Annotated in this window: 27 protein-coding genes and 1 riboswitch; of the genes, 17 read left to right on the top strand and 10 right to left on the bottom strand. The window is 74.3% G+C overall.

All coding sequences use genetic code 11. The features are described 5' to 3' along the window. Positions 1–26: 26 nt before the first annotated feature. A complete protein-coding gene (locus tag AFE02nite_RS07970; protein ID WP_261765536.1) occupies positions 27–575 on the top strand; it encodes an AAA family ATPase in 549 nt (182 codons plus the stop codon). On the opposite strand, the gene AFE02nite_RS07965 is transcribed toward AFE02nite_RS07970, so the two are convergent. Next, positions 572–1,312, bottom strand: coding sequence for a DinB family protein (locus tag AFE02nite_RS07965; RefSeq protein ID WP_034247660.1), 741 nt, complete (start codon positions 1,310–1,312; stop codon positions 572–574). The genes AFE02nite_RS07970 and AFE02nite_RS07965 overlap by 4 nt on opposite strands. Positions 1,313–1,514: 202 nt before the next feature. On the opposite strand from AFE02nite_RS07965, the gene AFE02nite_RS07960 reads away from it, so the two are divergent. Together AFE02nite_RS07960 and AFE02nite_RS07955 are read left to right on the top strand one after the other, a co-directional pair. Further along, positions 1,515–1,799: a hypothetical protein gene (locus AFE02nite_RS07960; RefSeq protein WP_034247659.1), complete on the top strand. Its 285-nt coding sequence runs from the start codon at positions 1,515–1,517 to the stop codon at positions 1,797–1,799. Between the two features lie 108 nt (positions 1,800–1,907). Continuing rightward, the gene (locus AFE02nite_RS07955; RefSeq protein WP_034247658.1) at positions 1,908–2,969 is read left to right on the top strand and encodes a right-handed parallel beta-helix repeat-containing protein; all 1,062 of its coding nucleotides are present in this window, start codon (positions 1,908–1,910) and stop codon (positions 2,967–2,969) included. Positions 2,970–3,027: 58 nt separating this feature from the next. On the opposite strand, the gene AFE02nite_RS07950 is transcribed toward AFE02nite_RS07955, so the two are convergent. Next, complete coding sequence (locus tag AFE02nite_RS07950) at positions 3,028–3,822, bottom strand: DUF899 family protein (RefSeq protein WP_034247657.1); 795 nt, start codon at positions 3,820–3,822, stop codon at positions 3,028–3,030. Between the two features lie 279 nt (positions 3,823–4,101). Here AFE02nite_RS07950 and AFE02nite_RS07945 point away from each other — a divergent pair, with 279 nt between their 5' ends. The 4 genes from AFE02nite_RS07945 (at position 4,102) to AFE02nite_RS07930 (ending at position 11,156) form a co-directional block, all read left to right on the top strand. Then, the gene (locus tag AFE02nite_RS07945; protein ID WP_034247655.1) at positions 4,102–5,259 is read left to right on the top strand and encodes an endo-1,4-beta-xylanase; all 1,158 of its coding nucleotides are present in this window, start codon (positions 4,102–4,104) and stop codon (positions 5,257–5,259) included. A 105-nt stretch (positions 5,260–5,364) separates the two neighbouring features. Further along, positions 5,365–6,234, top strand: a complete 870-nt coding sequence (locus AFE02nite_RS07940; RefSeq protein WP_186814502.1) for an arginase family protein — start codon at positions 5,365–5,367, stop codon at positions 6,232–6,234. A gap of 295 nt (positions 6,235–6,529) precedes the next feature. Further along, a complete protein-coding gene (locus tag AFE02nite_RS07935; RefSeq protein ID WP_146819406.1) occupies positions 6,530–8,575 on the top strand; it encodes an endo-1,4-beta-xylanase in 2,046 nt (681 codons plus the stop codon). Between the two features lie 403 nt (positions 8,576–8,978). Next, complete coding sequence (locus tag AFE02nite_RS07930) at positions 8,979–11,156, top strand: DEAD/DEAH box helicase (protein WP_146819405.1); 2,178 nt, start codon at positions 8,979–8,981, stop codon at positions 11,154–11,156. Positions 11,157–11,199: 43 nt separating this feature from the next. Here AFE02nite_RS07930 and AFE02nite_RS07925 read toward each other — a convergent pair whose 3' ends face one another. Then, positions 11,200–12,003: a MarR family winged helix-turn-helix transcriptional regulator gene (locus AFE02nite_RS07925; RefSeq protein WP_146819404.1), complete on the bottom strand. Its 804-nt coding sequence runs from the start codon at positions 12,001–12,003 to the stop codon at positions 11,200–11,202. Positions 12,004–12,676: 673 nt separating this feature from the next. Between AFE02nite_RS07925 and AFE02nite_RS17350 the strand changes: the two genes are divergently transcribed. The 4 genes from AFE02nite_RS17350 (at position 12,677) to AFE02nite_RS07905 (ending at position 16,406) form a co-directional block, all read left to right on the top strand. Further along, entirely contained in the window at positions 12,677–13,153 is a 477-nt protein-coding gene (locus AFE02nite_RS17350; RefSeq protein WP_034245834.1) for a pyridoxamine 5'-phosphate oxidase family protein, read from the top strand. A 126-nt stretch (positions 13,154–13,279) separates the two neighbouring features. Beyond that, entirely contained in the window at positions 13,280–14,962 is a 1,683-nt protein-coding gene (locus AFE02nite_RS07915) for a cellulase family glycosylhydrolase (RefSeq protein WP_034245832.1), read from the top strand. Positions 14,963–15,068: 106 nt separating this feature from the next. Next, positions 15,069–15,143: riboswitch (cyclic di-GMP riboswitch) on the top strand. A gap of 70 nt (positions 15,144–15,213) precedes the next feature. Continuing rightward, the gene (locus AFE02nite_RS07910; RefSeq protein WP_034245830.1) at positions 15,214–15,594 is read left to right on the top strand and encodes a DUF7793 family protein; all 381 of its coding nucleotides are present in this window, start codon (positions 15,214–15,216) and stop codon (positions 15,592–15,594) included. Positions 15,595–15,665: 71 nt separating this feature from the next. Beyond that, complete coding sequence (locus AFE02nite_RS07905; RefSeq protein WP_052113645.1) at positions 15,666–16,406, top strand: GGDEF domain-containing protein; 741 nt, start codon at positions 15,666–15,668, stop codon at positions 16,404–16,406. Here AFE02nite_RS07905 and AFE02nite_RS07900 read toward each other — a convergent pair. Beyond that, complete coding sequence (locus tag AFE02nite_RS07900; RefSeq protein ID WP_186814501.1) at positions 16,387–17,727, bottom strand: sensor domain-containing phosphodiesterase; 1,341 nt, start codon at positions 17,725–17,727, stop codon at positions 16,387–16,389. The two genes, AFE02nite_RS07905 and AFE02nite_RS07900, sit on opposite strands and share 20 nt — an antisense overlap. A gap of 133 nt (positions 17,728–17,860) precedes the next feature. On the opposite strand from AFE02nite_RS07900, the gene AFE02nite_RS07895 reads away from it, so the two are divergent. Then, positions 17,861–18,220 carry a hypothetical protein gene (locus AFE02nite_RS07895; RefSeq protein WP_034245827.1) on the top strand — a complete coding sequence of 120 codons (360 nt, stop codon included), beginning with the start codon at positions 17,861–17,863 and terminating at the stop codon, positions 18,218–18,220. Between the two features lie 57 nt (positions 18,221–18,277). On the opposite strand, the gene AFE02nite_RS07890 is transcribed toward AFE02nite_RS07895, so the two are convergent. Together AFE02nite_RS07890 and AFE02nite_RS07885 are read right to left on the bottom strand one after the other, a co-directional pair. Continuing rightward, complete coding sequence (locus AFE02nite_RS07890) at positions 18,278–19,942, bottom strand: ABC-F family ATP-binding cassette domain-containing protein (protein ID WP_034245824.1); 1,665 nt, start codon at positions 19,940–19,942, stop codon at positions 18,278–18,280. A 28-nt stretch (positions 19,943–19,970) separates the two neighbouring features. After that, the gene (locus AFE02nite_RS07885) at positions 19,971–20,549 is read right to left on the bottom strand and encodes a CGNR zinc finger domain-containing protein (protein ID WP_034245821.1); all 579 of its coding nucleotides are present in this window, start codon (positions 20,547–20,549) and stop codon (positions 19,971–19,973) included. Between the two features lie 29 nt (positions 20,550–20,578). Here AFE02nite_RS07885 and AFE02nite_RS07880 point away from each other — a divergent pair, with 29 nt between their 5' ends. Next, a complete protein-coding gene (locus AFE02nite_RS07880; protein ID WP_034245818.1) occupies positions 20,579–20,992 on the top strand; it encodes a RidA family protein in 414 nt (137 codons plus the stop codon). Between the two features lie 64 nt (positions 20,993–21,056). On the opposite strand, the gene AFE02nite_RS07875 is transcribed toward AFE02nite_RS07880, so the two are convergent. From AFE02nite_RS07875 to AFE02nite_RS07865, 3 genes are all read right to left on the bottom strand, one after another. After that, on the bottom strand, positions 21,057–21,710 hold the full coding sequence (locus AFE02nite_RS07875; RefSeq protein WP_146819402.1) for a class I SAM-dependent methyltransferase: 654 nt from the start codon (positions 21,708–21,710) through the stop codon (positions 21,057–21,059). A gap of 40 nt (positions 21,711–21,750) precedes the next feature. Then, positions 21,751–22,107, bottom strand: a complete 357-nt coding sequence (locus tag AFE02nite_RS07870) for a hypothetical protein (protein WP_034245815.1) — start codon at positions 22,105–22,107, stop codon at positions 21,751–21,753. A 66-nt stretch (positions 22,108–22,173) separates the two neighbouring features. Next, positions 22,174–23,106, bottom strand: coding sequence for an ATP-grasp domain-containing protein (locus tag AFE02nite_RS07865; protein ID WP_052113642.1), 933 nt, complete (start codon positions 23,104–23,106; stop codon positions 22,174–22,176). Between the two features lie 131 nt (positions 23,107–23,237). Here AFE02nite_RS07865 and AFE02nite_RS07860 point away from each other — a divergent pair, with 131 nt between their 5' ends. Continuing rightward, the gene (locus AFE02nite_RS07860; protein ID WP_034245813.1) at positions 23,238–23,615 is read left to right on the top strand and encodes a glyoxalase superfamily protein; all 378 of its coding nucleotides are present in this window, start codon (positions 23,238–23,240) and stop codon (positions 23,613–23,615) included. Positions 23,616–23,626: 11 nt separating this feature from the next. Here the strand turns inward: AFE02nite_RS07860 and AFE02nite_RS07855 are convergent, their stop codons facing one another. Next, entirely contained in the window at positions 23,627–23,983 is a 357-nt protein-coding gene (locus AFE02nite_RS07855) for a DUF2200 domain-containing protein (RefSeq protein ID WP_034245811.1), read from the bottom strand. A gap of 158 nt (positions 23,984–24,141) precedes the next feature. Between AFE02nite_RS07855 and AFE02nite_RS07850 the strand changes: the two genes are divergently transcribed. The 3 genes from AFE02nite_RS07850 (at position 24,142) to AFE02nite_RS07840 (ending at position 25,493) form a co-directional block, all read left to right on the top strand. After that, positions 24,142–24,606 carry an SRPBCC domain-containing protein gene (locus AFE02nite_RS07850; RefSeq protein ID WP_034245808.1) on the top strand — a complete coding sequence of 155 codons (465 nt, stop codon included), beginning with the start codon at positions 24,142–24,144 and terminating at the stop codon, positions 24,604–24,606. Beyond that, the gene (locus AFE02nite_RS07845; RefSeq protein ID WP_034245805.1) at positions 24,603–24,941 is read left to right on the top strand and encodes an ArsR/SmtB family transcription factor; all 339 of its coding nucleotides are present in this window, start codon (positions 24,603–24,605) and stop codon (positions 24,939–24,941) included. The genes AFE02nite_RS07850 and AFE02nite_RS07845 overlap by 4 nt, the downstream gene beginning before the upstream one ends. A gap of 96 nt (positions 24,942–25,037) precedes the next feature. Then, positions 25,038–25,493, top strand: a complete 456-nt coding sequence (locus AFE02nite_RS07840; protein WP_146819401.1) for an SRPBCC family protein — start codon at positions 25,038–25,040, stop codon at positions 25,491–25,493. The last annotated feature ends 4 nt before the right edge of the window (positions 25,494–25,497 follow it).

The raw sequence follows: 25,497 nt of genomic DNA, 5'->3' as shown, positions 1-25,497 counted from the left end.
CATCGCCGCGCCGCTAGGGTCTCCGCGTGGCGGAGGAGACGACGGTGCGGCCCACGCTCGTCCTGATGGTGGGCCTGCCCGGCACGGGCAAGACGACCGTCGCGCGGCAGGTCGAGGCCGAGGGTGCCCTCCGCCTCACGAAGGACGAGTGGGTCAAGGCGCTCTACGGGCAGGCGAACCCACCCGAGGCGACGGACGTCATCGAGGGCCGCCTGATCGCCATCGCGCTGCGCGCGCTCGAGCTGGGCGTCGATGTCGTCGTCGACTTCGGGCTGTGGAGCAAGGAGGAGCGCACGGCGCTGCGGGAGGCGGGTGCGGCGGTCGGGGCGCGCGTCGTCATCCGCTACCTCGAGCTCGACCTGGCCGAGCAGCGGCGCCGCCTGGACCGCCGGCAGGCCGACGAGCCGCACACCACCTGGCACATGTCCGACGCCGAGCTCGCGGGCTGGGCCGCGCGCTTCACCCCGCCGACGCCCGGCGAGATCGACGGCACCGAGCCCCTCGACGACCCGCCGGCCGGCTTCGCCACCTGGGCGCAGTGGCGCGAGGCTCGCTGGCCCGCGGCCGTGGCCTAGTCCGCGCTCAGGATCGCCAGGTCCCGGCGCACGTAGCGCAGGTGCGCCCACTCCTCCTTGAGGATCACGCGCACGCAGTCGCCGACCGTCGGCCGCCACTCGTCCCCGCCGCCCCACGGGTCCGCCCGCTCCTCGGCGAGCAGCTCCGGCGCCACGTCGGCCAGGAAGTCCGTGACCAGCTGCTGCCGCTCCGCCCGCACGGCGAGGATCTCCTCGAACGTCGGCTCGTCCGTGCGGAAGATCGACATGTCGAAGCCCATCTCGGCCGCGCCGGTGAAGATCAGCCCGATCTCGTGGAACGGCTGGTCGATCCGCATGATGCCGCCGCGCAGCCACGCGTCCGTCGCGAGCACGAGGTGCCGCAGGGTCTGGGCCAGCGACCACTCGTCCTCGACGTGCGCGTCGCGGAGCTCGGCGGGCGTGCCCTCCACCGTCTCCCGCCACGCGGCCTGCACCGCCACCCACCCTTCGCGCAGCCCCTCGGGCGTCTCCGCCTTCTGCAGCTCGCGCCCGGGAAAGAGCCGGTTGAGCTCGGCATCCACCAGCGGCACGACGTCGACGCCGTTGACGATCAGGCTGCCGAAGAACAGGTCGTGGCTGTCGATGTCGAGCCCGCCGACGTCGACGGCGCGCATCGTCACGCCGCTGACGTCGGAGAACCGCAGCGTGGCGCCCTTGAAGCTCGCCTTGACGAAGCTCGCGCCTTCGAACTCCTTGGTGCGGAAGTAGGTCGTCATCGGCCAATCATTGACCCTGCCTCCGACGGTCGAAAGAGTCATGGAGCGATCGGCACCCGTCCTGCCCCGTCCCGCGCGTCCTGAGCCCGGCCTGTCCCCCCTCAGGCGTACCCCGGGCGGGGGAGAAGCACCGCTTTCGGATGACGGCGAACCCGACCTCGGGTGGTTCCGCCGACCCGGGCCCGGTCGGGAGGCTGAGGGTATGTCGCAGACCCTCGTCGCCCCGTCCCCGGTCGTGATCACGTCCCTCGGCACCCAGGGTCTCCGCAGCGCGCACGCCGACGGCGGGGGCCTGCCCTTCGCCCGGCAGACCGTGACCCCCGGCGGCTGGCTGGCGGGGCTCGTGTTCGGCCTCGTCTGCCTGGGCGCGGGCATGGTGCTCGTCGTCGCCTGCGTGCTCCTCGCGCTCGCGCTCGGGGTGGTCGCGCTCGTCCGCCGCGGCGGGCAGCCCCTGCGCGCGAGAAAAACTCGCGAAGTCCGGGTGTAATCGCCCGGTTTGTGTGCACAATCCCCCTGACGCGCGCCGCCAGACGCGCGTCCAAGGGGGATTCCGGCATCGGGCCGGGACCCGTCCGGCGACGAACGGGGAACTGACATGGCACGACGAGCACCCACCACCACCCACCGACGAGCGCAGCTGGCCGCGGCCGCAGCGCTCGCCCTCATCGCGACCCTGGCGGCCGCGCCCGCGCAGGCGCGCCCGGCCGACTGCGGCCTGACCGTCACCTCGAGCTACACGCTCCGCTCGGACCTGCGGTGCTCGGGCACCGCCATCAACGTCCAGGTGGGTCCGGGGCAGACCATCACGCTCGACCTCGGCCGGCGCTCCGTCGTCGGGGACGGCACCGGGACCGGGGTGCGCGTCACCTCGACCGGGGGTGGCGCCGTCGTCGTGCGCAACGGGCAGGTCCGCGGATTCCAGACGGCCGTCGGGGGCGACGGCACTCTCGACCTGACGCTGAAGGACCTGACGGTCCGGGGCGTGCGGGAGTGGCTCGGCGCCGGGCCGCTCTATCCCGGCACGCTGAGCGTCGAGCGGTCCACGTTCGTCGACGCCGGCGTCGGCGGCGGGAACGTCGAGTCGCGGACCGTGGTGCGGCGCTCGCACTTCGTCCGGTCCGGGGTGGACTCGACCGCGCAGACCTACACCGACGTCTACGACTCCACGTTCATCGGCGGCGGCGTCACCACCGGCCTGGCCGCGAACGTCGTGGCCGAGCGCAACACGTTCCTGCGCTGCGACGTCGGCGTGGACGCGCGCGACAGCTGGCCGGCGAGCCCCACGCTCGTGCGCGGCAACCGCTTCATCGACTGCCGGACGGGCGTGGAGCTGAACGTCGCGGCCCCGGGCAGCGGGGCGAACGGCGTGCGGGTCGAGCGCAACCAGTTCCTCGGCAACGCGGAGGAGGGCCTCGTCTTCTCGGTCCTCGGCTCGTTCGGGCGCGTCGACGTCGTCGGCAACCGCGCCGTCGGCAACGGCGGTACGGGCATCGTCGGCACGGGCGCAGGGGTCGCGACGCTCACGCGCAACACCGCCTACCGCAACGGCGGCTACGGGATCGAGGTGTCCGGCGTCGTCGACGGCGGCGGGAACGCCGCAGCCGCGAACGCGTCGACCCCGCAGTGCATCGGGGTGGGCTGCGCCACCGGCCGCTGACGCCCCGACGACGCGCGGACGACGCGCGGACGACGCGCGGACGACGCGCCGCCGCCCGTCAGCCGTGGTGGTGCCCGTGCCTGCCGAGCGTCGTCTCCGGCGTCGCACCCGGGCGGGTCCACTGGGCGGCGGGGCGGCTCGTCGGGCCGAACGTGGGCGTGCCCTCGACGTCGGTGCGCCAGTACCAGCAGGGCTGGTGCCCCTCCGGCCAGCCCGCGGGGCTCTGCTGCCACGCCTCGCCGCGGCCGTAGGGCGTCATGTCCAGCAGGGCGAACGTGCCGACGCCGCCCTCGACGCCCCGGCCCGTGGTGTCGTAGGTGAGGAAGGTGCGGTCGCCCTCGCGCAGGTAGACGGCGAAGGTGCCCATCGGCCCGCCGATCGGCTCCGCCAGCCCGCGCACCGAGTACCAGGGCTGCGTGTAGCCCATGAAGTCCACGAACGGGGCGACCTCGTCCCACGGGCCTTCGGTGACGATGGCGAACGACACCCCCCGGGCGGCCAGGTACACGGCGTCGCGCAGGTGCCACGCGGTGAAGGTGCACCCCTCGCACTGGCCCTGGTGGGGCGTGTGGTCGTACCACATGTGCTTGTAGACGAGGAGCTCGTCGCGGCCGGCGAAGAGCTTCCGGAACGGCACGGGCCCGTCCGGTCCGACCACCTGCGTCGAGCCGTCGAACTCCAGCATGGGCAGCCGGCGTCGGGCCGCGGCCAGCTCGTCGCCCGCGCGCGTGTGCGCCTTCTCCTTGGCCAGCAGCTCGTCGCGGGCGGCCTGCCAGCTCTCCCGGTCGACGACGCGCGGTCGGCCGGGGAGCGCGGTCGGGTCGGTGGCGGGGTCGGTGAGCGGGGTCGTCATGGGAGCCTCCGGTGCGCGGTGGGGCGGGTGGGCGCGGCGCGTGCCACGCCTGTCGGAACAGACCGCGGAGCGGGCGGGAACTGATCGCCTGGTCCGCGGCCGGGCGCGACGCTGTCGGCCCGCGCTCGCGGGCCGGCGGCCTCGGCGCCCGGACTCCGTCGTCCGGTTGCCGACCTTCAGACCGTGAGAAATCGTTATCGACGTCCGCGGCGTGACCGGTCCAGATCGGTGCGCGCCCACCTGTCCGAGGCCGCCGGACCTGATCGGAGAGGAACAACGATGTCCCATCCACGAACCGCGACGCGCCTGGTCGCCGTCGCGGCAGCGGCGCTGACCGCCGTCGCCGTCTCCCTGCCTGCTGCCCAGGCCGCTCCCCGCGCGTCGACCCTGCGGCACGAGGCGCCGCGTGACCTCGAGATCGGCACCGCAGTCTGGGGTCAGCGCGACCTGCTGGACTACGACCGCAAGAACCCCACCGAGTTCCAGCGGATCCTGGCCGCCGAGTTCAGCTCGATCACGCCCGAGAACGACATGAAGTGGGCGGAGATCCACCCCGAGCCCGACGTCTACGACTTCTCCGGGGCCGACGCGGTCGTCGCGTTCGCCAAGGCCAACAACATGGAGGTCCGCGGGCACACGCTGCTGTGGCACAGCCAGAACCCCGAGTGGGTGACGCAGGCCGCCGCGACGTGGACTTGCGACGAGGCCCGCGCGGTCCTCGAGGACCACATCCGCACCGTCGTCGGCCGCTACGCCGGCGAGATCTACGAGTGGGACGTCGCCAACGAGATCTTCCAGGACGACTGGGACGCGGGCGGCGTGCGGCTGCGCACCGAGGCGAACCCGTTCCTCGCGGCGTGCGCGGACGACCCGGTCGCGCTCATCGGTGACGCGTTCCGCTGGGCGCACGAGGCCGACCCGCAGGCCGTGCTGTTCCTCAACGACTACAACGCCGAGGGCATCAACACCAAGACGAACGCCTACTACGCGCTCGCGCAGGAGCTCCTGGCCGACGGCGTGCCGCTGGGCGGTATGGGCTCGCAGGGTCACCTAAGCCTGCAGTACGGGTTCGACGACACCATCCAGGAGAACTTCGAGCGGTTCGCCGCCCTGGGCCTGAAGGTGGCCGTCACCGAGGCCGACGTCCGCATGCCGCTGGGCGAGGACGGCGAGCCGACCGCCGAGCAGATCGCGCTCCAGGCGGAGCGCTACGACGCGATGCTCGAGGCCTGCCTGAACGTGGCCGCCTGCACCAGCTTCACGGTCTGGGGCTTCGACGACGAGCGCTCCTGGGTGCCCTTCGTCTTCCCCGAGGGCTACGCGACGATCATGACCGGCGACTTCGAGAAGAAGCCGGCGTACGACGCGCTGCTCGAGACGCTCACCAACGCGACCCCGGGCATCTCCCCGCGCACCCCGCCGGGCCTGAACCGGTAGCCGCCACCCCCGAGCCGCAGCCGATGGCGCGTGGACCCCACCCGGGCCTGCGCGCCATCGGCGCGGCCACGTCGCGCCCGGCCGCTCCCGTGCATGATGGGCGACGTGTCCACCAGCGTCCGGTTCCGCCTGCTCGAGGTGCCCTACGACTCCGGCCACCGCGACGCGCGGCACGGCGCCGGCCCGGGCGCCCTCGTCGCCGCGGGAGCGGTCGAGCGACTCGGTGCCCGCGGGGCCGACGTCGCCCACGGCCGCGTCGAGCTCGACCGGCCGAGCGGCTTCACGATCGAGGCGGCGACCGGGGCCGAGGTGATGCGCCGGGTGGCCGAGGACGTCGCCGCGCACCCCGGCCGCGTCCCGGTGGTGCTGGCCGGCAACTGCGGCGTGACGCTCGGCGTCGTGGCCGGGCTCCGCGCCGCGGCCCCCGAGCGGCGGGTCGCGGTGCTCTGGTTCGACGCGCACGGCGACCTGCAGAGCCCCAGCACGTCCGCGAGCGGCTTCTTCGACGGCATGGGCTTCGCGATGATGGGCGGCCGCTGCTGGCAGACGCTGGCCGCGTCCGTGCCCGGTTTCGTGCCGCTGCCCGACGAGCGCGCGGTCCTGGTGGGCGGGCACGACCTCGACGCGCCAGAGCGTGCGCTCCTCGACGAGGGCGGGCCCGCCTGGCTGAGCGTCGCCGACATCCGCGCAGGCCGCACGGGCGAGGTGCTCGACCGCGTCGCCGCGTACGCCGACGCCGTGCACATCCACGTCGACCTCGACGTCCACGACGTGTCGGTCGCCCCGGCGAACTCCTACGCGGCACCGGGCGGCCTCCTGCCGGAGGAGGTCCGCGAGACCGTCGCCGCGGCGCTCGCACGCCTGCCGCTCGCGTCGGCCACCATCGCCTCCTGGGACCCGACCTGCGACGTCGAGCACCGCATGCGGGACACCGGGCTGGCCCTGGTCGACCTCCTCGCGCGCCTGGCGGTGTAGGGCTCCGGCGAGCGGCGCGCCGTCGTCGTCGCCACCGCGGCCCGTGCGCCGAGCCCCGGAACCTTGACGCCCGTCCGCGCGCGTCCCTACGGTGCCCTCACCCCCCATGACGTCATTGGTGACGTCTTTTCCGGAGTTCTCCAACGTTGCAGATCGACGGGGAGGGGGTGAGGTGCCTGACCGGTCCGACGCCCACGCGTGAGCGCGAGGAGGCGTCGGAAGCACGACATGCATGCCGGCTGGGCGGGGTCGCCCTCCGTCCTGCCGGCTCCAGTTCGGACCGGGGAGGAACCGCATGATGGGGAGTACCGCACAACGACGTGACGGTGCGCTCGCGAGGACGACGCCACGCGCGGCGCGGTGGATCGCCACCGGCGCCGCGGCAGCGCTCGCGACAGCCGGGTTCGCCGGGCCGGCGTGGAGCGTCACGCCGGAGCCGGAGCCGGAGCCCACCGAGACCGCCACGGCCACCGCCGAGCCCGAGGTCACCGCCGAGCCCACCAGCGAGGCCACGAGCGGGGCCGTCGCCGAGGCCACCTACGAGGTCGAGATCCGCTCGACCGGCCGCGGCACCGTCTCCGGTGCCGGCAGCTATGCCCCCGGCGACACGGTCGAGCTGACCGCCGTGCCGGCCGCCCGGCACGTCTGGGGCGGCTGGACGTCCGCCGAGCTCGGCTGGATCGGCGCGCGCGTCAGCTCGTTCACGATGCCGGAGGGCGACGTCGTCCTCGACACGACGTTCCGCCACGAGATGGCGCCGCTCGCGCACGCCTACCGGGACTACTTCGACGTCGGCAACATCTGGTCGGGGTCGCAGACGTACGCGGAGGGCTCGCCCAACTCGGCGACGGTCGACCGGCACTACTCCGTGATGACCGCCGAGAACGCGATGAAGCCCGTCGAGCTGCTGCCGAACGCGAACATCGACCCCGCGACCGGGGCGTTCACGTTCCGGTGGGACGTCGCCGACCAGTTCGTGAACGAGACCCTGGCCCGCGGCATGGACGTGCACGGTCACGTGCTCGTCTGGCACGGGCAGTCCCCGGCGCGCATCAACAGCGGGACCACGGGTGGGACCCGCGCGCTCGCCAAGGCGAACATGGAGCGGTACATCCGCGAGGTGCTCACGCACTTCTCCGGCCGCGTCGTCTCGTGGGACGTGGTGAACGAGGCCTTCGTCGACGGGCTCGACGAGTTCGACCCTGCCACGCAGGACTGGCGTGACTTCCTGCGCGGTGGCCCGAACGGCGGGTTCTCGCCCTGGTACCGCGCCTACGCCAACGGCGCCGATGCGGCGGCCGGCGAGACGCCGTCGGACTTCCTGTACGACGCCTTCGTCTTCGCCCGGACCTACGGGCCCGAGGTGCGGCTGGAGTACAACGACTTCAACATCTTCCAGTCCGAGGGCAAGGCCCAGGCGGTCATCGCCATGGCCACCGACCTCAACGCGCGGTACGCCGCCGAGCATCCGCAGGACCCCCGCCCGCTGGTCGAGGCGATCGGGCTGCAGTCGCACAACTACATCAACCAGACGCCGGCCTTCGCCTGCTCCGACCTCACGCGCCTGCCGAACCTCGTGGACGACGACGCGGCGGAGTGGCAGCCGGGCGCCTGCTCGGACCACGCGTCCGTCGAGCGCTCGCTCCAGCTGATCACCGAGGCCGGCTTCACGGCGAGCATCAGCGAGCTGGACCTGCAGGTCTGGGAGGCGTGGAACGGCGAGCCCGAGGGGTCCAACCCCGCGGGGTACCGCGACCTGACGGACCCGAGCGTCGCGGACCGCATCTCCAAGGACGGGTTCACGTACTGGGTCGGCAAGATCACCAACCGGGCCGAGCTCGAGGCGATCCAGGCGCAGCGGTACGCCGAGTACTTCGCGGTCTACAAGAAGTACTCCGCGGACATCAACCGGGTGACCTTCTGGGGTCTGACCGACCAGCTCAACTGGCGGGCGACGCACAACCCGCAGCTGTTCAACAGCGACTTCTCCGAGAAGCTCGCCGCCGCTGCTGTCGCCGATCCCGAGCGCTGGCTCGGCGTGCGGGGGCAGATCACCGACACCTCGGCGCTCGAGGAGGTCGTCGCCTCCGCGCGGACCCTGGACCTGCGCGCCTACACCGGGCGCAGCGCAGCGCAGGTGCGGGCCGCCCTCGGGCACGCCGTCGGCGTCCTGCACCGGGGTGGGCCGCAGGCGCGGGTGAACGCGGCGACCGACGCCCTCGTGGCCGCGGTCGACGCGCTCGAGCTCCGGCAGCCGCCTCCGCCCAAGCCGCCGCACCACCGGCCGCCGCACCCGCCGCGGCCGCCGCACGTCCCGCACGTCCTGCCCCAGGCGGCGTAGCGCCGTCGTCGCCCGGGCGGCTGCGTCGTGACCGCCCGGGCGGGCAACGCCGCCACCGAGGTCCCCGCGGGACCAGGAGTCCATCGTCCTCCTGGTCCCCGCGGGGACCTCCGCGCGTCAGCGCACCTGAGCATGGGGTCCGGGGCGGTACGCTCGACGCGTCCTGGAGTCCCACGCGGGGTCGCGTTCCCCGTGGTGGCTCCGGAGACATCCCGCGGCCGGCGTCAGCATCGCCCGCGGGCGGCGCGCGGGGGGACGCTGCGCGGTGACCAGACGCTCGATCCGAGCGCTCGTCCCCGGGCTGACTGCAGCACGGGTCGTCGGGACCCACGAGTCCCGGGCGGTCGTGACGCAGCCCACGCCGCCGTCGCCGTCGCGGTGTCGACGCTTCGAAGGAGGAGACGTGTCAGGACCAGGCCAGCGCCGGTCCGGCCGCGGGCGTGCCGGTGGCGGCGCCCAGCGCGCCGCCGGGGGCGCGCAGCGCAGGCGCCCCGCCGACGAGGAGGGGATCATCCCCGTCCTGGCTCAGGTCGCCCGCGAGGTCGACAACGCGGTCCGCCGCCCCCCGACACGCGCCGCCGTCCGGACGAAGTTCCAGGTCGTCGCCCTCCTGGTGCGCGAGGAGCGGACCCGCGTGATGACCGACGCGTCCCTCACCGCGGCTCAGCGCGACCACGAGCTCAAGCGGCTCGACGGTGTCGCCACGATGCTCGCCCGGATCGCCGTGCGGGACACCTCCCTGCTGGCCCAGCTCGCCGAGGACGCCCGCGTGTCCGACGCCGCGCGCGCCTACAAGGCGACCCTCATGCGCGAGGGCGGGATGGAGCCCCCCGAGGAGGCGCCCGCCCCGGCCGAGCCCGCTGCGTCCGCAGCGCCGGCGGCCGCCGCCGAGCACCGGGTGGTGCCGCGGTCCGTGCTCGCGCGCCAGCTCGCCAACCCCTTCCTCGAGCCGGACTTCGAGGCCGCGGCCGAGCGCCGGGCCGCCCGGGCCCGCCGGCTCGCGGGCTGGGAGCTCCTCGAGCCGCTGTTCCGCTCCTTCGAGGTGGCCGGGCCCGGCGCGCCGGCCCGCATGCCGCTGCCCGACGGGCGTCTCGTGTCCGCCCCGCTCGGGCGGGAGCTCATGGTGCACCAGGCCCAGGTGGTCGCGGCCGCCGCGCGCGGGCATCGCACCTTCCTGCTCGCCGACGAGCCGGGCCTGGGCAAGACGGCGCAGGCGCTGCTGGCCGCGCAGGCCGCCAACGCGTTCCCGCTGCTCGCCGTCGTGCCGAACGTCGTGAAGACCAACTGGGCGCACGAGGTGGGCATGTGGACGCCGCTGCGGCGGGCCACCGTCGTGCACGGGGACGGCGACCGCGTGGACGCGTTCGCGGACGTCGTCATCGTGAACTACGAGATCCTCGACCGGCACGTGGGCTGGTTGGGCGACCACGGGTTCCGCGGCATGGTGGTCGACGAGGCGCACTTCATCAAGAACAAGGCGTCCCAGCGCTCGCAGAACGTGCTCGCGCTCGCGGAACGGCTCCGCACCCGGACCGCGCGCCCGCTGATGATGGCGCTCACGGGCACCCCGCTCATCAATGACATCGAGGACTTCCGGGCGATCTGGCAGTTCCTCGGCTGGATCGACGACGAGAAGCCGCTCGGCGCGCTCATGACGGCGCTCGAGGAGACCGGGCTGACGCCCGCGGATCCCGGGTTCTCCGCCGCTGCGCGCAGCTCGGTGATCGACATGGGCATCGTGCGTCGGCGCAAGGTCGACGTCGCGGCCGACATCCCCGCGCGCCGGGTCGCGGACCTGCCGGTGGAGCTCGACGGCGCCATCGGGCGCTCGATCCGGGCGTCGGAGGAGGCGCTCGCGCGTCGGCTGGTGGGCCGCTACCGGGCGGCCCTGGCGGCACGGCCGGACGGCGCGGACGTCGTCGGGATCGACCTGCAGCTCGCGCGGCGCGTGGCGGCGGCCGAGCTCAAGGACTCCAGCGACAAGAAGACGGGCGACAACGTCTTCACGATGGTGCGTCGCATCGGCCAGGCCAAGGCCGGCCTGGCCGCGGACTACGCCGCCCAGCTCGCGCGCAACGTGGGCAAGGTCGTGTTCTTCGCCAAGCACGTCGACGTGATGGACGCGGCCGAGCAGACGTTCGCGGAGCGGGGGATCGGCTACACGTCGATCCGCGGCGACCAGACGCCCAAGGCGCGCGAGAAGGCCATCGCGGCGTTCACGAAGGACCCCGAGGTCCAGATCGTGGTGTGCTCGCTGCTCGCCGCGGGCGTGGGGCTGAACCTGCAGGTGGCCTCGAACCTGGTGCTCGCCGAGCTGTCCTGGACGGACGCCGAGCAGACGCAGGCGATCGACCGCGTCCACCGCATCGGGCAGTCGGAGCCGGTCACCGCGTGGCGGATCATCGCAGCGCAGACGATCGACTCGAAGATCGCCGAGCTCATCGACGCGAAGTCGGGCCTGGCCGCCCGGGCGCTCGACGGCGCGGCGGCCGAGGAGGAGGGGTCGGCGTCGACGGACGTGCAGCTCGAGGCCCTGGTCTCGCTGCTCACGGAGGCCCTCGCCGCCGACGCCCGCGGGTGAGGGGCTCCAGGTTGCGCCTGCACCGGGATGGGTGGCGCCCGCGCTAGTACGGCAGGCGGAGGCAATACCCAGGGCGGACGGCCTCGAGGATGCGGCGGCTCGTCTGCTCCAGCTGTGCGAGGTCCGCGGTCGGCAGGCCGCCGACGACGAGTCGTCGCACCTCGCGCAGATGCTCGGGTGCGGCGCCACGGACCGCGTCGAGGCCCGTGGCGGTGAGCTCGGCGCGCATCCCGCGCCCGTCGTCGAGGTCGGCGACGCGCCGCAGCCAGCCGCGCTGCTCGAGGCGGCCGACGACACGGGACACGTGGGACTGGCTGATGGCAAGGGCCTCCGCGAGGACCGCCAGCTGCGCTGCCTGCCGAGGGGCGGTCGCGAGCCACGCGAGGGCCCGGAACTCCACGAGGCGCATGCCCGCGTCCTGGCGGAGCTGGACGTCCAGGGCTGCCGGAAGTGCGGTGAGCACAGCGGCGAGCGCCCCCCAGGTCGTCGCCTCAGACGCCGTCATGCGCCACCGCCGGGTCCGCGCCAGGTCGCCATCGTCGTCCGCGGGGCCGTCATGGCCGCCCTGCAGGTTGGCGCCGTCACGTCCGGGGGCGTCGCCGTCGTCTGCGGGGTCGTCACCGTCGTCGAGCCAGAGGTGGCGGGCGCGCTTCCGTTCGCGCGCTGCGCGAGTCGCGTCCCTGAGCTCCGCCCAGCCCTGCCGAGCCCGCTCCAGGCGCCACAGCTCGGCGTCGTCCTCCGCCGTGATCGCCTCGGACCCGTCCTCGACCTGGCCCCGCTCGGCTCCCGCCACGTCCTCCTCGGCTCCCACCACGTCCTCCTCGGCTCCCACCACGCCCTCCCGCATCGGGCCTCCGCCGGCCCGACGCGGCGCCGCACGGATCCTCCCTTCGCGCACGGGATGCCGCGCGTCGGTGCTGTGGCGGCTGTGGGCGCTGCCGCCCGGCGATCCGTTGTGCGTTTGACCGGCTCAGCGATCCGCTGTGGGTTCGCGCGGTGGTGCGGCAGACGGCCGGGGAGGTTTCTCGGAACTGCTTTCCGCAGCAACTACTTCTGAGAAGCGTTCCCGCTCCTCGCGTGCCCCGTGCTCCTTGCGTGCCCGTGCGTCTTGCGTGCCCCGTGCGTCGTGTGTGCCCCGTGCTCCTTGCGTCCCCCGCTTGCAGGGCCTCAGTCGCTGACCCGCCGGCCGTGAGCGGGGCAGCTGGACCGCGCCGGTTGCAGGTTCGAGTCGTTGTTGGTGCCGGTGCGACGGCCGCGGCGGGGGGACTGTTCTCAGAACTGCTTTCCGCGGCAACTACTTCTCGGAAGTGTCCCCGCCTCCGCGAGCCGTCGCGCGAGAACACGGCCTCCGTGAGCGGTGCGACTTCTGGGATGGGCGCGGGGACGGAGCGCGGGATGGGCGCGGGGACGGAGCGCGGGATGGGCGCGGGGACGGAGCGCGGGATGGGCGCGGGGACGGGGGCGGGGACGGCAGGCGCGGAGATTGGCGGGTTGATGATCAACGGTGCGAGCATCCCCGCATGACGACATGGGGGCAGTTCGCCGAGTCCGCACCTGAGGTCGCCGAGGCGGCGCGAGCGCTGCTGACGGTGCCCGGGCAGGGGTTCGGCTACCTCGCGACCGTCGGCGCGAACGGGGCGCCGCGGATCCACCCGATCATGCCCGTCTGGGCCTCCGGCTCGCTGTTCGCCTTCATCGAGCCGTCCCCGAAGCTGCGTGACCTCGAGCGCGACGGGCGGTACGCCCTGCACTCGACCGGCTCGGAGGACGTCGACGACGAGCTCATGGTCGCCGGGCACGCCGTCGTGCGCGACGAGGCCGCGCTGCGCGAGGCCGCCGTGGCCGCGTGCCCGTTCACGCCGGGTGCGCAGACGCCGCTCGTGGAGCTCCTGCTCGACCGCGTGATGTGGGCGCACTACGAGCCGCGCGGGGTGTTCCCGCCGCAGTACCGCGTGTGGCGCGCGCCGGAGCCGGCCGCCGTGCCCGACGCCGGCTGACCGCAGGACTTACACGTTTCGGGCCCTCCGCGGCGCCCCTCCTTCCCGCTTGCATGGCTGGTCGTGCCAGGCCGACGAGCGCCCGTCGCGCCCGCCGACGACTGCCTGCGCGCTGAAGGAGTGGTCATGAGAACAGCACGACGCCGTCGACCGCGCCTCGCCGGGGCGATCACCGGGCTGGCGCTCCTCGCCGGGACGCTCGCGGCCGGTCCGATGGCCAGCGCCATCGGCACGGCCGGCGCGGCGCCCGCCGCACCCGTCGCGGCCGCGGCCGCCGTCGGCACGGGGACCGGGTACCTGCACACCGACGGCGCCCGCATCCTCGACGCCACCGGCGCCGAGGTCCGGCTCACCGGCATCAACTGGTTCGGCATGGAGACGGACAACAAGACCTTCCACGGCCTGTGGTCCGCCGTGCCGTGGCGGGACCAGCTCGCCCACATGGCCGAGCTCGGCTTCAACACGCTGCGCGTCCCGTTCGCGGGCGACGCGCTGCGGCCGGGGGCCCAGGCGACCAGCATCAACAGCTCGGTGAACCCCGACCTGCTGGGCCTGAGCCCGCTCGAGATCCTCGACAAGGTCATCGCGCAGGCCGGCGACCTGGGCATGCGCGTCATCCTCGACCGTCACCGCCCGTCCGCCGCCGGCCAGACGCCCCTCTGGTACACCCCCACGGTGTCCGAGGCCAGCATGATCGCCGACTGGCAGCTGCTCGCCGAGCGCTACGCGGACAACCCGACGGTGGTCGGTGCGGACCTGTTCAACGAGCCGCACGCCGAGGGCACCGATCCCGCAGCGACCGGCGCCTGCTGGGGCTGCGGCGACCCCGCCCGCGACTGGCGGCTCGCCGCCGAGCGGATCGGCAACGCCATTCACCAGGTCAACCCCGACTGGCTGATCGTCGTCGAAGGCGTGAGCTGCCTGTCGGGCGGTACCGCCAACTCGTGGGACGACATCCCGGACGACCCGATGGGCTGCACCTGGTGGGGCGGGAACCTCGCCGGGGCGCGCGAAGACCCGGTGCGCCTGCAGCACGCGAACCGGCTGGTCTACTCCGCGCACGACTACGGCCTGTCCGTCTACGACCGCCAGCCGTGGTTCGACACGTCCCGCAACCCCGACTTCCCGGCGAACCTGCCGGACGTGTGGGAGCACTTCTGGGGCTACCTGCAGACCGACGACATCGCCCCCGTTCTCGTGGGGGAGTTCGGCAGCACGCTCGCCGACCCGCAGGACGCCCAGTGGCTCGCCGCGCTCATGGACTACATGGACACCAAGGGCACGTCGTTCACGTACTGGTCGTGGAACCCGAACTCCGGCGACACCGGCGGCATCGTCGGCGACGACTGGCAGACCGTGAACCAGCGCAAGTACGCGATCCTGGCCGACTCCCTCGTGCCGCCGCAGCCCCGGCCGTACGACCCCGGTGACCCCGGCGACCCCGGCGACCCCGGGGACCCGGGCGACCCCGGCGACCCGGGCGAGCCCGACCCCGTCGGGACCTGCAGTGCCGACGTCACGATCGCGAACGCGTGGCCCGGCGGCTACCAGGGCGCGGTGACCGTGACCAACGACGGCGGGGCCGCCGTCTCACCATGGACGCTGAGCTTCTCGGTGCCCGACGGCGTCACGATCGGCAACGGCTGGAACGGCACCTTCGCGCAGTCCGGCCGCACGGTGACGGTCTCCGCGCCGGCGTGGTCGCCGTCGTTGGCCCCGGGCGCGTCCGTCACGGTCGGCTTCGTCGCGAACGGCCCGTCGTCACCGGCGCCGAGCGCGGTCGCCCTGGGAGGCGTGGCCTGCGGCTGAGCGCTGCCGCCGGTCCCCCCGGCGGGGCGTCGACAGCCCGGTCGGCGCCCCGTCGGGCCCGGCATTTCCTCATCACGGCGCCCTCGTGAGCCGATAAGGAAGGTGAGCGACGACAAGGCAAACCCGCCGCGAGGCGGGGACGCAAAGCCACGGGGCCCTCGAGGTCAGCCGGGCCGCCGAACAAGGGATGGACCTGTGACCATCGTGCCCGCGAGTCACGAGAGCACCTCCTTGGTGCCCGGGGGCTCGCGATGAGCCGCCCGGAGGTCACGCACCCCAAGTTCCGGATGTGGCTGCCGCCCGACGGCGTCGTCCGCCTCGTCTGGTCCCCGCCCGTCCCCTCGGGCCTGGAGGACGCCGTCGCGACGATCGAGGCGATGACCGAGGTCACGGGTGGTCGCCCCGCCCCGCTCATGGTCGACGTCCGGCAGGCCGGCCCGCAGGACCGCGCCGGGCGCCTGGAGTTCATCCGGCGCCACGAGGTGGTGACCGCCGTCGGCATCGTCGTCGGGAACCCGCTCAGCCGGATGATGGGCAACTTCTTCATGAACGTGAACCGGCCCAAGGCGCCGACCCGGCTCTTCGACGACGAGGACGCCGCGGTCGCCTGGCTCACGGGGTACCTGGGGTGACTCCGCCGCAGGAGCCTGGAGGCCCTGCGAGCCCTCCGGACCTGGAGCGCCGACTCGAAGAGGTCGTCAGCGTGATCCAGGAGCTCGCGGCGCTGAGGTTCGACGCGCGCGCGACCGTCGGCCCGGACGGCGACATCGTCGACGCGGTCGCCGCCGGCGTGAACTCGCTCGGCGAGGAGCTCGCGGCGTCGTTCGAGGAGGTCGAGCGCCGCGTCGCCGATCGCACCGCCGAGCTCGCGGCCGCCACGCGGGAGCTCCGTCACCGGGCCCTGCACGACGACCTCACGGGGCTGTCCAACCGCGCGGCGTTCTGGGACCGCCTGGACCACCGCATGCACCTGGCGAGCAACCGCTCCGCCGGCTTCGCCGTGCTCTTCCTCGACCTCGACGACTTCAAGCGGGTCAACGACACCTACGGCCACGCCGCGGGCGACGAGCTCCTCGTCACGGTCGCCGACCGCATCAGCGCGGCCCTGCGGGCGGGCGACACCGCCGCGCGCGTGGGCGGGGACGAGTTCCTCGTCCTGCTCGACGACGTCGCGACCGCCGAGGCGGCGCTCGCCGTCGCGCACCGCATCTCCGAGACGCTCCGGGCGCCCTACGAGCTCGACGGGCACAGCTACACGATCACGGCCAGCGTCGGCGTCGCCGTGGCACTCGACGGCCTGCCGACCGTCGACGCGATGGTCGCCGCAGCCGACGCCGCGATGTACGACGCGAAGCGCCGGGGCCAGGGCCTGTGTGTGCTCTACGGCAGGGACCGCCACGGCCAGGTCGGCCCCGCCGACCGGGTCACCTGGCCCGGACGCTGAGCCGCTCGAGCAGCAGCAGCGCGGCCTCGGTGACGCGGGCCCGGTCGTGCGTCACGGCGAAGTCGAACCACACGCCGGAACCGCTCTCCGCGGCGGGCCCACCCGGCGCACCGTCGGGCCGGATGCGCGCGATCAGCGCGATCGCCTCGTGGGCCCCCAGCACGACGACGGTCCACTCGCGCGCGAGGTCGTCGTCGGGCGCGATCGACGCGCCACGGACCCCCGGGGACGGCGTGCCCGCCATGCCGTGTCCCAGCACGCCCACGAGCGGCAGGTCACGGGCGAGGGTCGAGTACCGCCGCGCCGTCGGGCGGCCGAAGTTGCGCACGTCCTGGAACGCGCTGAGCAGCACCGGGGGGACCCGCGACTGGACCGCGGCGAGCTCGAGCCCGCGCGAGACCGACAGCAGCAGCTCCTTCGGGCCGGCCTGCGTCTCGTCCGGGCGCAGCAGCTCGAACGGCGTGCGTGGCGCCCGGCCGAGGCGGGGCAGCGACGCACGGACCCGCAGTGCGCGGCCGTCGGCGGGGCGCGGGGCGGGGTCCGGTCGCCCCCACAGCCAGCCCTGGCCCAGCGTCGCGCCGAGCACGACCGCGCGGGTGCGGTCCCCGGCGGTCTCGACGCCTTCCGCGACGACGTCGCGCCCGAACTCCTCGGCGTAGGCGCGGACCGCGTGGGCGACGGTGATCGTCGCCGGGTCGTCGACGGTCCGCAGCAGCCGGAGGTCCAGCTTGACCACCTCGGGCCGCAGCAGGGGCACGAAGGCGAGCGAGGCGGGCTCCGCCCCGACGTCGTCCAGCGCGACGGCGCAGCCCGTCTCGCGGATGCGCTCGGCGGCGTCGATGATCGCCGCGGGATCGGTGGCGAGGGCGCGCTCGGTGAACTCCACGACCAGGCGCAGCCCGTCCGGCCGGGACGCCAGCACCCCGAGCACCTCGTCGAGGGCCACCGACAGCGTGGTCGGCTCGAGGTTCACGAAGAGCAGCGGTTCCGGCCCGGCGAGGCTCGAGCCCGCGTGCGTCAGGTGCCGGCGCAGAGCGGCGACGTCGAGCTCGGCCGAGCGGCCGGCCTCGCGCGCGGCCGCGATGAGCGCGAGCGGGGACTCGAAGGGCGTACCCGCGGGGCCCCGCAGGAGAGCCTCGTGCGCGACCGCCTCGCCCGTGCGCAGGTCGACCACCGGCTGCAGGACGCTCCGGAGGGCATCGGCACCCAGGGTGACGACGGCCGCCTCCTCGGCGTCCCGCGGGTCGGCGCACGGCGCGTCGTCCCTCGGCCGGGCCGGCGCCGGGACGACGCCGGGCGCCGACACGTGGGCTCTGGGCACAGGCGATTCCTTCTGGCAAGACGCGGGCGGCGGGGTGTCGCACCGTTCCGATCGGCCATGGGCCGACCGGGATGAGCCGTCCGAACCTAGCGCTCGGGATGCGCGCCGGCGGATCGCGCCTACCGTCGAGGACATGCCCACCTACTCCGTGAACGATGCGGCCGTCCGTCAGGCCCGCCGCCTGATCGACGACGGCACGTACGACACCACGACCGAGTGGTCCGAGGCGGCCCCGAGCGCCGACGAGGAGAACCGCGTCGTCGAGCGGGACGGCTACGACGGGTTCGGCGCGTGGCACCTGGCCGTCGACCCCGAGGCGTCGGAGGACACCAAGGGCCGCTACGCCTTCCCCTACGGGGACTTCCGGCGCGTGAACCGCGCGGCGCTCATCCACGCCAAGCAACGCGCGGCCCAGAACGGGCACGACGCGATCGAGAGCGCGGCGGACCGCTTGCTCGAGCGACTGGACGAGGTCTCCGGCGCGTCGTCCTGACCCCGGCTGCGTCAGGGCCCGTCGGGGCCCGTCAGGCCCGGTCGGGCGCGACCGGCGTCAGCCGGGCTCGACCTCCGCGACTCGCCCGCCCTCGACGTGCCACCGGCGGGTGAGGCGCACGGTCTCCAGCATCCGGCGGTCGTGCGTGACCAGCAGGATCGTGCCGTCGAAGGACTCCAGCGCCGCCTCGAGCTGCTCGATCGCCGGCAGGTCGAGGTGGTTCGTCGGCTCGTCCAGGACCAGCAGGTTCACCCCGCGCGCCTGCAGCAGCGCGAGCGCCGCCCGGGTACGCTCGCCAGGAGACAACGACGAGGCCGGTCGCCCCACCTGGTGCGCGCCCAGGCCGAACTTGGCGAGCAGGGTGCGCACGTCCGCCGTCGGCCAGTCGGGCACCTGCAGCCCGAACGCGGCGGCGACCGGCTCGTCGCCCTCGAACGCGGCGCGCGCCTGGTCCACCTCGCCGATGAGGACCCCCGAGCCCAGCGACGCGCTCCCCGCCGACGGCGCCACCCGGCCCAGCAGGAGGGCGAGCAGCGTGGACTTGCCCGCGCCGTTCGGGCCGGTCACCGCGACGCGGTCCTGCCAGTCGAGCTGCAGGTCCACCGGGCCCAGCGTGAAGCCGCCGCGCCGCACGACCGCGCCCGCCGCCGTCGCGACCACCGCGCCCGAGCGCGGCGCTGCCTGGATCGACATCTGCAGCTGCCACTCCTTGCGCGGCTCCTCGACCGCCTGCGCCTCCAAGCGGGCCAGCGCCCGGTCGGACTGCCGGGCCTTCGCCGCCTGCTTCTCCGAGGTCTCGCCGCGGTGGTGCTTGACGTGCTTGTCGTTGTCGGAGGCCTTCCGGCGCGCGTTGCGCACGCCCTTCGCCATCCACGCGCGCTGCATCCGTGCCCGGGCCGCCAGCGCGTCGCGCCGGGCCGCGAACTCCTCGAACGCCTCGCGTGCACGGCGCCGCGTGATCGAGCGTTCCTCCAGGTAGGCGTCGTACGAGCCGCCGTACACGAGCACCCGCTGCAGGCTCCGGTCGATCTCGACGACGGTCGTCACGGTCCGGCTGAGGAACTCCCGGTCGTGGCTGACGACGACGATCGGGGCGGTCGCCTGCGCCACGAACTCCTCGAGCAGGTCCAGGCCGTGGGCGTCGAGGTCGTTCGTCGGCTCGTCGAGCAGGTACAGGTCCAGGCGCGAGAGCAGCAGCACCGCGAGCCCGACCCGCGCCGCCTCCCCGCCGGACAGGGCCGTCATCGGCAGGTCGAGGTCGACGGTCAGCCCGAGGTCGGCGGCGATCGCGTCGCGCCGGGCCTCGAAGTCCGCCCCGCCCAGGCGCAGCCAGCGCTCGAGGGCATCGGAGTACGCCTCGGCCGCGGCGTCATGATCCCCGCCCGGCGGCTCGGCGAGGGCGTGCGCGGCGTCGTCCATCGCGGCCTGCGCGGCGGCGACGCCCGTCCGCCGCTCCAGGTGCGCGGCCACCGACTCGTCGGGGCGGCGCTCGATCTCCTGCGCGAGGAACCCGAGCTCGGCGTCGGGTGGGGAGACGGTCACGCTGCCCGCCTCCGGCGCCAGCAGCCCTGCGAGCACGCGCAGCAGCGTGGACTTCCCGGCCCCGTTCGGCCCGACCAGCCCGACGACGTCGCCCGGCGCCACCACGAGGTCGACGCCGGAGAAGAGGGTTCGGTCACCGAAAGCGGCGCTCACGCCCTTGGCCTGCACGGTCGCCGTCATGGGTCGATTCTCCCGTGCCCGACGGGCGTCACGCGCCGGCGCGGTGGGCGCGGACCTTCGCACGGTTGCCGCAGACCTCCATCGAGCACCAGCGGCGCGCGCCCGCGCGGGTGGTGTCGACGAGCAGGAGGCCGCAGTTCTCCGCGGCGCAGACCCGGATCCGCGCGACGAGCGGTCCGGCGAAGAGGTCGATCGCGTCGCGGGCGAGCGTGGACAGCGCGGCCGTCACCGTCGGTGCAACGACCGCCCGGCCGCCGTCCGGCAGCAGCGCCGGGACCAGCGGCGGGGCGGCCGCCGCCGCGTTGACCAGGTCCTCGTCGCCGGGCCGGCGGGCGTCGACCGGCACGGGCGGGAGGGAGCCGCCCGCGACGTCGTAGGCGATGCGCGTGATCGCGCCGCGCAGGCGGCGGGCGGCGACGAGGTCGGCATCGTCCGCCTCGAGCGGCGGGAGGCCGAGGATGCGCCCGAGGAGGCGGCCCAGGTCGTCGGGGGTGTGTGCGATCTCGAACTGTGCCATGCCGCCGTCGCCGCCGGTGTGCACGAGGTCCAGGCACGGCCGGCCCGTGCGGAAGCGCCGATGCAGGTCCGCCTCGCTCCCCAGGTGCATGTAACTAGTTTAACTGGTTACATGGGCCGATGACGACTCAACGGAAGACCACGACCCACATCAACCCGCCCGAGCTCCACGCGAGCCCGCTGTTCAGCTGGGCCGTCCGCGTCCCGGCCGGTTTCGACACCATCCACCTCGGCGGACACGACGGCGTCGGGCCCGACGGCGCGGTGGTCGGCCCCGGCATGGCCGAGCAGACCCGGCAGGCGCTCGCCAACCTGCGCACCACCGTCGAGGCGGCCGGGGCGCAGGTGACGGACATCGTGGCCTGGCGGATCCTCTACGTCGACGGAGCGGACCTCCAGGAGGGCGTCGCGGCGTTCGGCGAGTTCTGGCCGCGCGAGGCGGCACCGCCGGCGATCACCGTGGTCAAGGTGCTCGACGTCGGCCCGCCCGGCGCCCTGGTCGAGATCGAGGCCGTGGCGGCCGTCGCGCCCTGAGCCTTCGGGCGGGGCTCACCAGCCCCGTTCTCCGTCGGCGGGCCTGCCGCCGGATGCACGCGCCTCACGCGGCCGCGGCGAGCGCGGGGGTGAGCGCCTGCACGCACGCGGCGTTCATCCGGCGGCCGGTGAGCAGGTGTCCCGTCACGGACTCGAAGCCCTCCTGGAGCACCAGCGCCTCCAGCCCCGGCTGGTCGAGGTCGCGTTGGCCCTTGGCGCGTGGGGGCACCGGCCCCCACCGGCGGATGATCCGCCAGCCTGCGGCGATCATCTGGCGCGCAGAGAGGCCCTGGCCGGTGGCGTCGACGGCGATCAGCACCCCGTTCGGTCGTAGCAGCCGGCGCACCTCCGTGAGGACGGCCTTCGCGTCCGGGACGACGTGCAGCAGGTTCACGGCCACGACGGCGTCCGCCTCCCCGCTGGGCAGCCCGGTGGCGGTGGCGTCGGCGACCCGGGCCTCGGCCTGGGGGATCGCGCTGAGCGTGCAGTGGGCCATCTCGACCATGTCGCTCGACAGGTCCAGGGCGAGCACCTGTTCGCAGTGCCCGGCGTAGGCGGTCGTGTACAGGCCGGTCCCGCAGCCGAGCTCGACCACGCGGCCTCGGGGCACCGTCGCCGCGAGATGCTCGCGGACGGCGTCGACCAGGTCGGCGCCCGCGATGAAGGTGTGGTCCGTGTCGTAGGCCGCCGCGAGCCGCGACCACGCGTCCTTGGTCATCTCGCCCACCCCCCGCCGTCGTCGGCGGACGGTTCCATTATCAGCCTTCGAGCGGCTCCGAGACCCATGCCGAGATGTCGGTGTTCCTGGGCGCGAAGACCACGCGCGCGGTGGCGCCCGGCGCCGGTGCGAAGCGCGCGGTGCGCAGGCGCCCGACGCGCCGCGTCGCGACGGTCTCCCAGACCCCGTCAGTCCCTCGGCGCTGCAGGCTCGCCGTGCCCGGCAACGCGACGCGCAGGACGACGTCCGACCCGTCGCGGCGCAGCGCGGTGCGCGCGGCGCGCAGGCGGTCCTTGCGGCTGACCGCACCGATCGGCGCGGCGATCCCCATCGCTGGCGTGTGGAGGCCCGTGGGCACCCCGGCGGCGACGATCGGTCGGTCCTGGTCCTCGCTCATGGAGCCCCCCAAGCCGTGCGGTACGGCCAGGCTACGGCTCAGTGGGGAGCCTCGCGGCGTGTTCCGTCAGCGCGCGGGGTTGAGGCGGCCGAGCACCGCGTCGGCCACGACGGCGGTCACGTGCGGGGCGACGTGCAGGTTCAGGGCCGGCTCGAACAGCTCCGCCTCGAGCAGCACGATGCCGTGCTCCGCCGAGTCGACGAGGTCGATGCGCGCGTACAGCGGCATCGCGCACCCCGTCACGGCCTGCACGGCGGCCAGGGCCCGACGCGCGAACGCCGACTCGGCGTCGGTCGTCGCCACCGGCTGCGGGTCCTCCTGGTAGACGCCGCCGATCAGGCCGCCGCCCGGCGCGAGCAGCGCCCCCTTGGCGATGGCGTGGGTGAGCTCGCCGTCGACCAGGTACAGCGCCTTCTCGCGACCGGCGGAGAGCTCGGGGATCTCCGGCTGCACCATCACGGCGTTCCCGGCCGCGACGATCCGCGCCGCCAGCGCGAGCGCGGCGGGGTCGTCCGCGTCGAACAGGCCGGTGTGCCGCGCGCCCGCGGAGACGGCCGGCTTGAGCACGACCCGCGCGCCGGTCCGCGCGGCCAGTGCGGCGCCCGCCGCGTCGACGTCGTCGCAGTACACCGTGGGCACGACGGCGACGCCCGCGTCCGCCAGCCGCGCCAGGTAGCGCTTGTCGAGGTTCCAGCGGACGAGGTCCGGCGGGTTCAGGAGCGTCGTCGCGCCCTCGACGTGCGCCAGCCAGGCCGTGAGCTCGGCCATCCGCTCGGGGTAGTCCCACGGGCTGCGCAGCACGAGCAGGTCGAACGCGGCCCAGTCCACGGCGCCGTCGTGCCAGACGACGGGCGCCGCGTCGATGCCGCGCTCGCGCAGCGCCGCGACCAGCAGGGGCGTGTCGTGGTCGGGGTCCTCGGCCGGGTAGCCGTCGGTCACCACGATCCCGACGCGCGGGGCGGCGGGGTCTGCGGACGGGAGGGGGAGCGTCACGAGCACGTGACCCTACGCCCGCGCGCGGCCGGCGGGCGGGCGTCGGCGGTGTCGATGGCGGTGTCGGTGGCGCCGCTTACGTTGGCGGTCCTGGCCGGGGCGGTGGGGTTCCGGCGGTCCACCCGAGGGGGTCCCAGATGGTCGACTACCGCATCGAGCTCGTGTTCGTCCCGGTCGCGGACGCCGATCGGTCCCGCGCCTTCTACGGCGACACCCTGGGCTGGCCGGTGGACCACGACGTCCGGGTGAGCGACGACCTGCGGTTCGTGCAGGTGACGCCGCCCGGCTCCGCCTGCTCGATCGCCTTCGGGGAGGGCATCGGCGAGGACATGGCGCCGGGCACGCTGCGCGCGCTGCAGGTGGTGGTCGCCTCCGCCGACGAGGCGCGGGCCGACCTCGTCGCCCGCGGTGTCGACGTCTCGCCGGTGGAGGACCTCGCCTGGGGCCGGTTCGTGCACTTCGCCGACCCCGACGGCAACACCTGGGCCGTCCAGGAGCTGCCGACGCGCGGGTAACCGGTTCGCCGTCAGGCCGGCCCGCGCAGGATCTTCGCCATCGGACGGCCCTTGGCGAGCTCGTCGACGAGCTTGTCGAGGTAGCGGATCTTCTGCATGAGCGGGTCCTCGATCTCCTCCACGCGCACGCCGCAGACGACGCCGGTGATCAGCGCGGCGTTCGGGTTCATCGCCGGGGCCCGCGCGAAGAACGTCTCGAGGTCGACGCCGTCGGCCATGGCGCGCGCGAGGCCCTCGGCGTCGTAGCCGGTCAGCCAGCAGATGACCTCGTCGACCTCGGGGCGGGTGCGGCCCTTGCGCTCGGCCTTGGCGACGTACAGCGGGTGCAGGTCCGCGACGCTCATCGCGAAGATCCGGTGTCCTGGCATCGTCGGCTCCCGTCCTCGTGCGCCCGCGGGCGGCGGGATCGGGCGAGCCTAGCCCCGCGTCCCGACGGCGGGACGAATCTGCAATCAAAGGTTGCGCATCCCGCCTAGGTCCCCTACTGTCATACGCAACGACAGGTTGCGCATCGCGGGAGGTCCCCATGGAGTTCGGCAGCATCGAGCGGGAGATCTACGTCGAGGCCGCGCCCGAGCTCGTCTACGACGTCGTCTCCTCTCCGGAGCACCTGCGCGAGTGGTGGCCGGACGACATCGAGCTCGACCCCGCACCCGGCGGCGCCGGCCGCATGACCTTCGGCCGGGCCGGCGACCCGGACGCCGTCGTCGTCCCCATGACGGTGGTCGACGCCGAGCGGCCGCACCGCTTCTCCTTCCGCTGGGCCTACGAGGAGGGCGAGGTGGCGTCGTCGACGAACTCCTACCTCGCCACGTTCGAGATCACGCCGTCGGGCACCGGCACCCTCCTGCGGCTGACGGAGATCGGGTTCCGCGAGCGCGGGTGGGAGGCCGCCGTCCTCGAGGAGCGGTACCAGCAGAACGTCGTCGGCTGGGCGTACTACCTGCCGCGCCTGGTGTCCTACGCCGAAGGGCTGGTGTCCCCGCGATGAGCACCGCCGTCGACGACGACCTGTGGTCCGCGGTCGGCGACCCGACCCGCCGGCGGATGCTCGACCTGCTCCTGGCCGACGGCCGCGGCACCGCCACGACCCTCAGCCGGCACCTGCCGGTGACGCGCCAGGCCATCGCCAAGCACCTCGCCGTGCTCGACCGCGCCGGCCTCGTCCGCTCGACGCCCGCGGGGCGCGAGCGGCTCTACGAGGTCGACGAGGCGCAGCTGGCCCGCGCGGTCGCGCAGCTCGCCGACGTCGGCGCCGCGTGGGACGCGCGTCTGCGCCGCATCAAGCGGATCGCCGAGGCGATCCAGCGCAGCCAGGCGGACTGACCCCCGCCTGCACCACCACCACCGCGCCGCGGTGGTGTCGGTCGCGCGCGCCCGGACGAGGGCGGACGCGGCTCCTGCGACGAAAGGGGAATCACGATGGTGGACATCCTGCACAGGGTCGCCGTGCGATCGGCGTCGCCCGACGGCGTCTACGCCGCGCTCACGACCCTCGACGGCCTCGCCGGCTGGTGGACGCAGGACACGACCGGCGACGTCGCACCCGGCGGCGTCATCCGGTTCCGCTTCGAGACGGCGAACGGCCCGGACGGCTTCGACATGCTCGTGAAGGAGGCCGTGCCCGGGCAGCGCGTGCTGTGGGAGGTCGTCGACGGGCCGGCCGAGTGGATCGGCACGCACGTCGGCTTCGACCTCGCGCAGTCCGACGGCTGGACGGAGGTGCTCTTCCGTCACCTGGGCTGGGCGGAGCCGGTCGAGTTCATGCACCACTGCAGCACCAAGTGGGCCGTGTTCCTGATGAGTCTCAAGGAGCTCGTCGAGACCGGCGCCGGTCGGCCCGCGCCGCGCGACGTCAAGATCGACAACTGGAACTAGCCGC

The organism is Actinotalea fermentans (assembly GCF_007991475.1).
Taxonomy (GTDB): domain Bacteria; phylum Actinomycetota; class Actinomycetes; order Actinomycetales; family Cellulomonadaceae; genus Actinotalea; species Actinotalea fermentans.
This window is presented reverse-complemented; position numbering and strand designations above follow the sequence as displayed.

Excerpts from the sequence above, each read along its gene's own strand:
- AFE02nite_RS07965 (WP_034247660.1), bottom strand. The coding sequence starts at position 1,312 with ATGACGACCTACTTCCGCACCAAGGAGTTCGAAGGCGCGAGCTTCGTC.
- AFE02nite_RS07960 (WP_034247659.1), top strand. The coding sequence starts at position 1,515 with ATGTCGCAGACCCTCGTCGCCCCGTCCCCGGTCGTGATCACGTCCCTC.
- AFE02nite_RS07955 (WP_034247658.1), top strand. The coding sequence starts at position 1,908 with ATGGCACGACGAGCACCCACCACCACCCACCGACGAGCGCAGCTGGCC.
- AFE02nite_RS07950 (WP_034247657.1), bottom strand. The coding sequence starts at position 3,822 with ATGACGACCCCGCTCACCGACCCCGCCACCGACCCGACCGCGCTCCCC.
- AFE02nite_RS07945 (WP_034247655.1), top strand. The coding sequence starts at position 4,102 with ATGTCCCATCCACGAACCGCGACGCGCCTGGTCGCCGTCGCGGCAGCG.
- AFE02nite_RS07935 (WP_146819406.1), top strand. The coding sequence starts at position 6,530 with ATGATGGGGAGTACCGCACAACGACGTGACGGTGCGCTCGCGAGGACG.
- AFE02nite_RS07925 (WP_146819404.1), bottom strand. The coding sequence starts at position 12,003 with ATGCGGGAGGGCGTGGTGGGAGCCGAGGAGGACGTGGTGGGAGCCGAG.
- AFE02nite_RS17350 (WP_034245834.1), top strand. The coding sequence starts at position 12,677 with ATGACGACATGGGGGCAGTTCGCCGAGTCCGCACCTGAGGTCGCCGAG.
- AFE02nite_RS07915 (WP_034245832.1), top strand. The coding sequence starts at position 13,280 with ATGAGAACAGCACGACGCCGTCGACCGCGCCTCGCCGGGGCGATCACC.
- AFE02nite_RS07910 (WP_034245830.1), top strand. The coding sequence starts at position 15,214 with ATGAGCCGCCCGGAGGTCACGCACCCCAAGTTCCGGATGTGGCTGCCG.
- AFE02nite_RS07895 (WP_034245827.1), top strand. The coding sequence starts at position 17,861 with ATGCCCACCTACTCCGTGAACGATGCGGCCGTCCGTCAGGCCCGCCGC.
- AFE02nite_RS07890 (WP_034245824.1), bottom strand. The coding sequence starts at position 19,942 with ATGACGGCGACCGTGCAGGCCAAGGGCGTGAGCGCCGCTTTCGGTGAC.
- AFE02nite_RS07885 (WP_034245821.1), bottom strand. The coding sequence starts at position 20,549 with ATGCACCTGGGGAGCGAGGCGGACCTGCATCGGCGCTTCCGCACGGGC.
- AFE02nite_RS07880 (WP_034245818.1), top strand. The coding sequence starts at position 20,579 with ATGACGACTCAACGGAAGACCACGACCCACATCAACCCGCCCGAGCTC.
- AFE02nite_RS07875 (WP_146819402.1), bottom strand. The coding sequence starts at position 21,710 with ATGACCAAGGACGCGTGGTCGCGGCTCGCGGCGGCCTACGACACGGAC.
- AFE02nite_RS07870 (WP_034245815.1), bottom strand. The coding sequence starts at position 22,107 with ATGAGCGAGGACCAGGACCGACCGATCGTCGCCGCCGGGGTGCCCACG.
- AFE02nite_RS07860 (WP_034245813.1), top strand. The coding sequence starts at position 23,238 with ATGGTCGACTACCGCATCGAGCTCGTGTTCGTCCCGGTCGCGGACGCC.
- AFE02nite_RS07855 (WP_034245811.1), bottom strand. The coding sequence starts at position 23,983 with ATGCCAGGACACCGGATCTTCGCGATGAGCGTCGCGGACCTGCACCCG.
- AFE02nite_RS07850 (WP_034245808.1), top strand. The coding sequence starts at position 24,142 with ATGGAGTTCGGCAGCATCGAGCGGGAGATCTACGTCGAGGCCGCGCCC.
- AFE02nite_RS07845 (WP_034245805.1), top strand. The coding sequence starts at position 24,603 with ATGAGCACCGCCGTCGACGACGACCTGTGGTCCGCGGTCGGCGACCCG.
- AFE02nite_RS07840 (WP_146819401.1), top strand. The coding sequence starts at position 25,038 with ATGGTGGACATCCTGCACAGGGTCGCCGTGCGATCGGCGTCGCCCGAC.